6 protein-coding genes are annotated in these 4510 nt (G+C 51.5%); 2 read left to right on the top strand and 4 right to left on the bottom strand.

Translation table 11 applies throughout. The annotated features are described in order from the left end of the window. Window positions 1-466: Holliday junction resolvase RuvX (gene ruvX, locus PPL9_RS14490; protein ID WP_057463361.1), on the bottom strand; the 466-nt coding region annotated here is incomplete at its 3' end. Window positions 467-612: 146 nt separating this feature from the next. Between ruvX and ung the strand changes: the two genes are divergently transcribed. After that, window positions 613-1287, top strand: a complete 675-nt coding sequence (ung, locus tag PPL9_RS14485; protein WP_208989381.1) for a uracil-DNA glycosylase — start codon at window positions 613-615, stop codon at window positions 1285-1287. A gap of 132 nt (window positions 1288-1419) precedes the next feature. After that, a complete protein-coding gene (locus PPL9_RS14480) occupies window positions 1420-2157 on the top strand; it encodes a metal-dependent hydrolase (protein ID WP_057463359.1) in 738 nt (245 codons plus the stop codon). A gap of 169 nt (window positions 2158-2326) precedes the next feature. Here PPL9_RS14480 and PPL9_RS14475 read toward each other — a convergent pair whose 3' ends face one another. From PPL9_RS14475 to PPL9_RS14465, 3 genes are all read right to left on the bottom strand, one after another. Beyond that, complete coding sequence (locus PPL9_RS14475; protein ID WP_057463358.1) at window positions 2327-2800, bottom strand: YHS domain-containing (seleno)protein; 474 nt, start codon at window positions 2798-2800, stop codon at window positions 2327-2329. Between the two features lie 392 nt (window positions 2801-3192). Continuing rightward, entirely contained in the window at window positions 3193-3666 is a 474-nt protein-coding gene (locus PPL9_RS14470) for a YHS domain-containing (seleno)protein (RefSeq protein WP_057463357.1), read from the bottom strand. Window positions 3667-3855: 189 nt separating this feature from the next. Further along, window positions 3856-4407: a helix-turn-helix domain-containing protein gene (locus tag PPL9_RS14465; protein ID WP_057463356.1), complete on the bottom strand. Its 552-nt coding sequence runs from the start codon at window positions 4405-4407 to the stop codon at window positions 3856-3858. Window positions 4408-4510: the final 103 nt, after the last annotated feature.

Genomic DNA, 4510 nt, shown 5'->3' with positions numbered 1-4510 from the left:
AGTTGATGCGGTCCAGGAAGCCCTGCAGGATGTAGGAGGCAGCCATCTTGTCGACCAGCTCGGCTCGGCGGGCACGGGAGCGGTCTGCTTCGATAAGTGTGCGTGTGACGGCAGCGGTGGAGAGACGCTCGTCCCAGTAGGTGATCGGGATTTCCGTTTTCTGGGCAAGGTTTCGCACAAACGCGCGGGTCGCCTGACAGCGCGGGCCCTCGGTGCCATCCATGTTGAGCGGCAGGCCAATCACGAGGCCAAAGACGCTGTGTTCCTTACAAAGATCCAGCAGACGTTCGACATCCTGCGTGAACTTCTTGCGCTTGATGGTCTCCAGCGGAGATGCAATCTGCCGACCTGAATCAGTTAGTGCCAGACCAATGGTCTTGCTGCCAAGATCGATACCAATCAGGCGGTCATCATCATAAAGCGCGTCGCAGAAATCTTCGAGAGAAAGTGAGGGATCATTTGCCATGGCGGCGGGTTAGCACGGCTTGAGAGCAACGCCAAGCAGGTAATCTAAATTTTTCTCGGGGACATGCTGTTTCCTGCTGAACTGTGTGATGGCTGTTCTGATAAAGGTAAGGGTGCAAGACGATTGAGCAGATGGATATAGGCGTGATGCAAGTGCAGTTTGAAGAGGGATGGCAGGGCATTCTGGCTCCTGAGATGGATAAACCCTACTTTCAGAAACTCCAGGCTTTTCTGGATGCTGAGGAAGCGGAAGGAAAGACCATTTATCCTCCGACAGCTGACTGCTACGCTGCCTTTAATGCAGCTGCTCTGAGTGATGTGCGTGTTGTCATTCTTGGGCAGGATCCCTACCACGGGGAAGGGCAGGCACATGGACTTTCTTTCTCAGTTCGCAAAGGCGTGAAACTGCCGCCGTCGCTGCGCAATATCTACAAGGAGTTGGAGAGCGACCTTGGTTTAGCGCCTGCAGCTCATGGGTGTTTGACACATTGGGCGGAGCAGGGTGTTTTGCTGCTCAACACGTCTTTGAGTGTGGAGGAAGCCAAGGCCGGGTCTCATGCCAAGAAGGGGTGGGCGCCGTTTACAGATGCTGCGATCAAGGGCTTGTCCGAAGCACGAGAGCATCTGGTGTTTATCCTGTGGGGCGCGCATGCACAGAAGAAGCTGGATCTGATTGATGAGAGTAAGCATCTGGTTTTGATGAGTGCCCATCCATCGCCGTTGTCGGCACGGCGCGGTTTTATCGGGTCGGCTCCATTTTCCAAAACCAATGCCTATCTGAAAGAACATGGTATTGCAGAGATTGATTGGAAGATCTCCTAGGGCATTACCGGAGTTTTGCCAGTGTCCGGTTACATTTAAGGGTTGTGTAACCAAATTCCTACTAGTCTAGATAATATTTTAGATATCACGGATGTGCCGCGGTTCGGCGCTCCGCATTGGGGGATTGGTAGTATGGATTTACAGTTTCTGGGCCATTCTGCTTTTAAGGTTTACATTCCCGGGGCAACGCTTCTGATTGACCCGTTCTTGTCTGGCAATCCGAGCTTTCCGGCAGAGATGAGTGTGGAGCAGGTGAGTGAAGGTGTTGATCATGTTCTGCTGACCCACGGCCACGACGATCATGTGGGCGATACCATCGATATTTTGAAAGCGACTGGTGCAACGCTTACGGCGAACTGGGAAATCTGCATGTGGGCGCAGGACAAAGGTATTGAGAAGATCAATCCTATGAACCATGGCGGTTGCGTGAATATGGGGGCGTTTGGTGTGGCGCTGACCAATGCAGTGCACAGTTCTGCTTGTTCGTTTGATAGTGAAGGCAGCGTTGCGGACGTTTATCTGGGTAACCCAGCTGGCGTTGTGGTGATGGCTGAGGATGAGCCAACACTGTTACATATGGGTGATACGGATATCTTCTCTGATATGGAGCTGATCAACGAGATTTACCGGCCTCAGATTGGGATTGTGCCGATCGGGGATCGGTTCACCATGGGCGCTCGCACCGCATCTATGGCATGTCAGAGGTTCTTTGAGTTCCAGACCATCATTCCGTGCCACTACGGTACCTTCCCAATTTTAGACCAAAGCGCGGATCAGTTTACCGAATGCATGGAGGATGATGCATTTCGGGTGGCAAAGCTGAAGCCGGGGGAGACGGTGACAGTCAATAACAGTGTTGCAGCTTCATAGCTGCATTGATTTTTGTCACTGAAACAAGAAAAGGCCTCAGCGTGAACTGAGGCCTTTTAAGTTTGAAAGGGACACATTCCGCGTTTTTTTGCTTTCACCGCGGGAGCTACGCTTAGTTGGGGGCACGCGTAGCTTGAGTGGCCTTCAAGGGAGCTTGGGTGGGGTTCGCTTAAAGGTCTGCTTCTGGCGTGTGTATGATTGTTGGCCAGTTTTCATTTGCCCGGGCGATGGAAGCGTTCGGGTCTTTTAGGAAGTGACGCTGGGCGCCTGCATGGGCATTCAGGTAAAGTTTGCCATCGACGATCTTCCATTGTTCTGGCTGGATCGGAATTTTTACTCCGAAGCTCACACCAGTCGCACACCAACCACCATACTGAGGCGCGTACTTGGTTGGATCCTTTTTGAACTTGTCGAGGTTTTCAGCAGAAGAGAAAAGCCACGTTACATCCTGATACTGCGTGGAATATTCTTTTTTGCCTGGAACTGGCTTGCCTTGTGTGAAGTAAGCGACCGGATCAGTTCCTTTGATTGCGTAGCCTTCTTCAACGAAGTTGGTTACGTCATCGGCCATTGCCGTCATCGGAACAGTTACAAGTGCTGACAGTGCTAGTCCAACTGCAAGAACTGAAGATTTGATCGGCATGGGCAACTCCTTCGGACTGATCTTTGAAGCCAAGTCTGGCTTGTTTCGTTTACCAGTTGATTATGGGGAACCACTGGTTTTTATCTATGTTCTGAAAACACTATGCGTGAATACCTATCTGAAGGCCAATAACGCTTCATCACCGTTTTGAGAACTGGTTGTGAGGGGATGGTTTACTCGCTGCAAAGTGCATTTGAAGATGTGCACTCGTTGTAGATGCAGCGTTAGTTTCGTTTATGTGTGCTTTGAGCGAATGGGTGCCGTAAACGAAAGAAAGCCGCAGAAATCTGCGGCTTTCTCTAGGGCTCAATACATATGCCACCATGAGATTTGGGGAGATGTCGGAATAGGCGCTAGGCATCGCCTATTGCAGCATATGCACTGAAGGAAACTTAGAGTTTGTCTGCTGGTACGTCGCGGATCTCAACCCAGTTTGTGTCTGCGTTGGTGATCGTTTCGATTGTACGGGACTGCATGCGCTTTACTGCACCATCGTGTGCATTGAGGTAGAGCTTGCCGTCGACGATGTCCCAAAGCTCAGGCTTGGTTTCCAACTTGCTGCCGAAGGATGCTCCAACTGCACACCAGCCGCCGTACTGCGGAGCGAACTTTGCTGGTTCTGCAACGAACTTGTCACGGTTTTCAGCGCTGGAGAATTTCCAGGTTACACCGTCATACTGAGCGGTAAATTCAGCTTTACCCTGAACAGGCTTGTTTTGTGTGAAGTATGCAACAGGATCGGTACCACCAATCGCATAACCACCAGAGGTGTAGGTCGAGATTTCATCAGCGAAAGCGCCGAAAGTGCTTGCGGACAGGGCAGCACCTGCAATGGCTGCTGCAACAGCGATAGATTTGATTTTCATTATATTACCCTCAATGAAACAATGAACTTCGCCAGACAAACAAAGCCAGGTCAGGAAGAATGCTTTGTTTGTTCGACAACCTCGGCCCGCGGAAATTGCCCGTTCTTGCGAGGCCCAATCTTCTTGCCCCAAGAGGGTGTACAAGTGCCAATCAAGTGTCTTCACCAAGAGGAGAGCGGCTTTGATTTTTTATGATCGACTTGTAATGCTCTGAATTAACTCGGTAATTTCCCGTAGTGCCGGTTTTCTCCTGCGAACGAGGCTGGTGAAAAACACAAAACCGAGAAGTTGGTCGATGCTTGTCTCCATGGTTGCAGTGGTATTCCAGTAAACGAAAACCTGTCTGAAGTGCGTGCGCTGTTCACCTTCAATGAGGGAAAGTTCCCCCACTAACGAAGGCTCTGAGAGCAGGGCAAGCCATGCAGTGCCTAACGGAGTGTCGTGCAGGGCGTTGAGGATGCCTGAAGTGGCGTCCTGCAAGTCATTATGAAAAGAAGACATACCGGGGTAGATGGGGGGAACCTGGCGGAACCCGTAGCGCAGGGCTTCGAGAGCCAGACCTGCTTTGTTTGGCCAGCGGCGATACAGCGCTTGTTTGGACGTGCCTGCTGTCTGCGCAATTCGCTGGGTTGAGGTGCCGTGATAGCCATCCGTTGCCAGTGCTTTGAGCGTTGTAGTCAGGATCAGACGGGTGAGTTCGTTGTTTTGTGGGCGGCCTCTTGGTGTGGTCGGCTCAGGCATCAGGAAAACCTCTCCGCATACTCAGAGGGTGTGATGCCAAAGTTTCGCTGGAAGGCACGGCGTAGATTTTGGATATGCCCGAAACCGGACAAGTGAGCTGCCT

This window comes from Pseudovibrio sp. POLY-S9, from assembly GCF_001431305.1.
In the GTDB taxonomy this organism is placed as follows: domain Bacteria; phylum Pseudomonadota; class Alphaproteobacteria; order Rhizobiales; family Stappiaceae; genus Pseudovibrio.
Note: the sequence above shows the minus strand (reverse complement) of the source record. Positions and strands in the feature narration are given on the sequence as shown.

What these genes read in the sequence shown, in the direction of transcription:
- PPL9_RS14475 (WP_057463358.1), bottom strand. Translation starts at nt 2,800, where the DNA reads ATGCCGATCAAATCTTCAGTTCTTGCAGTTGGACTAGCACTGTCAGCA.
- PPL9_RS14465 (WP_057463356.1), bottom strand. Translation starts at nt 4,407, where the DNA reads ATGCCTGAGCCGACCACACCAAGAGGCCGCCCACAAAACAACGAACTC.
- ung (WP_208989381.1), top strand. Translation starts at nt 613, where the DNA reads ATGCAAGTGCAGTTTGAAGAGGGATGGCAGGGCATTCTGGCTCCTGAG.
- PPL9_RS14470 (WP_057463357.1), bottom strand. Translation starts at nt 3,666, where the DNA reads ATGAAAATCAAATCTATCGCTGTTGCAGCAGCCATTGCAGGTGCTGCC.
- PPL9_RS14480 (WP_057463359.1), top strand. Translation starts at nt 1,420, where the DNA reads ATGGATTTACAGTTTCTGGGCCATTCTGCTTTTAAGGTTTACATTCCC.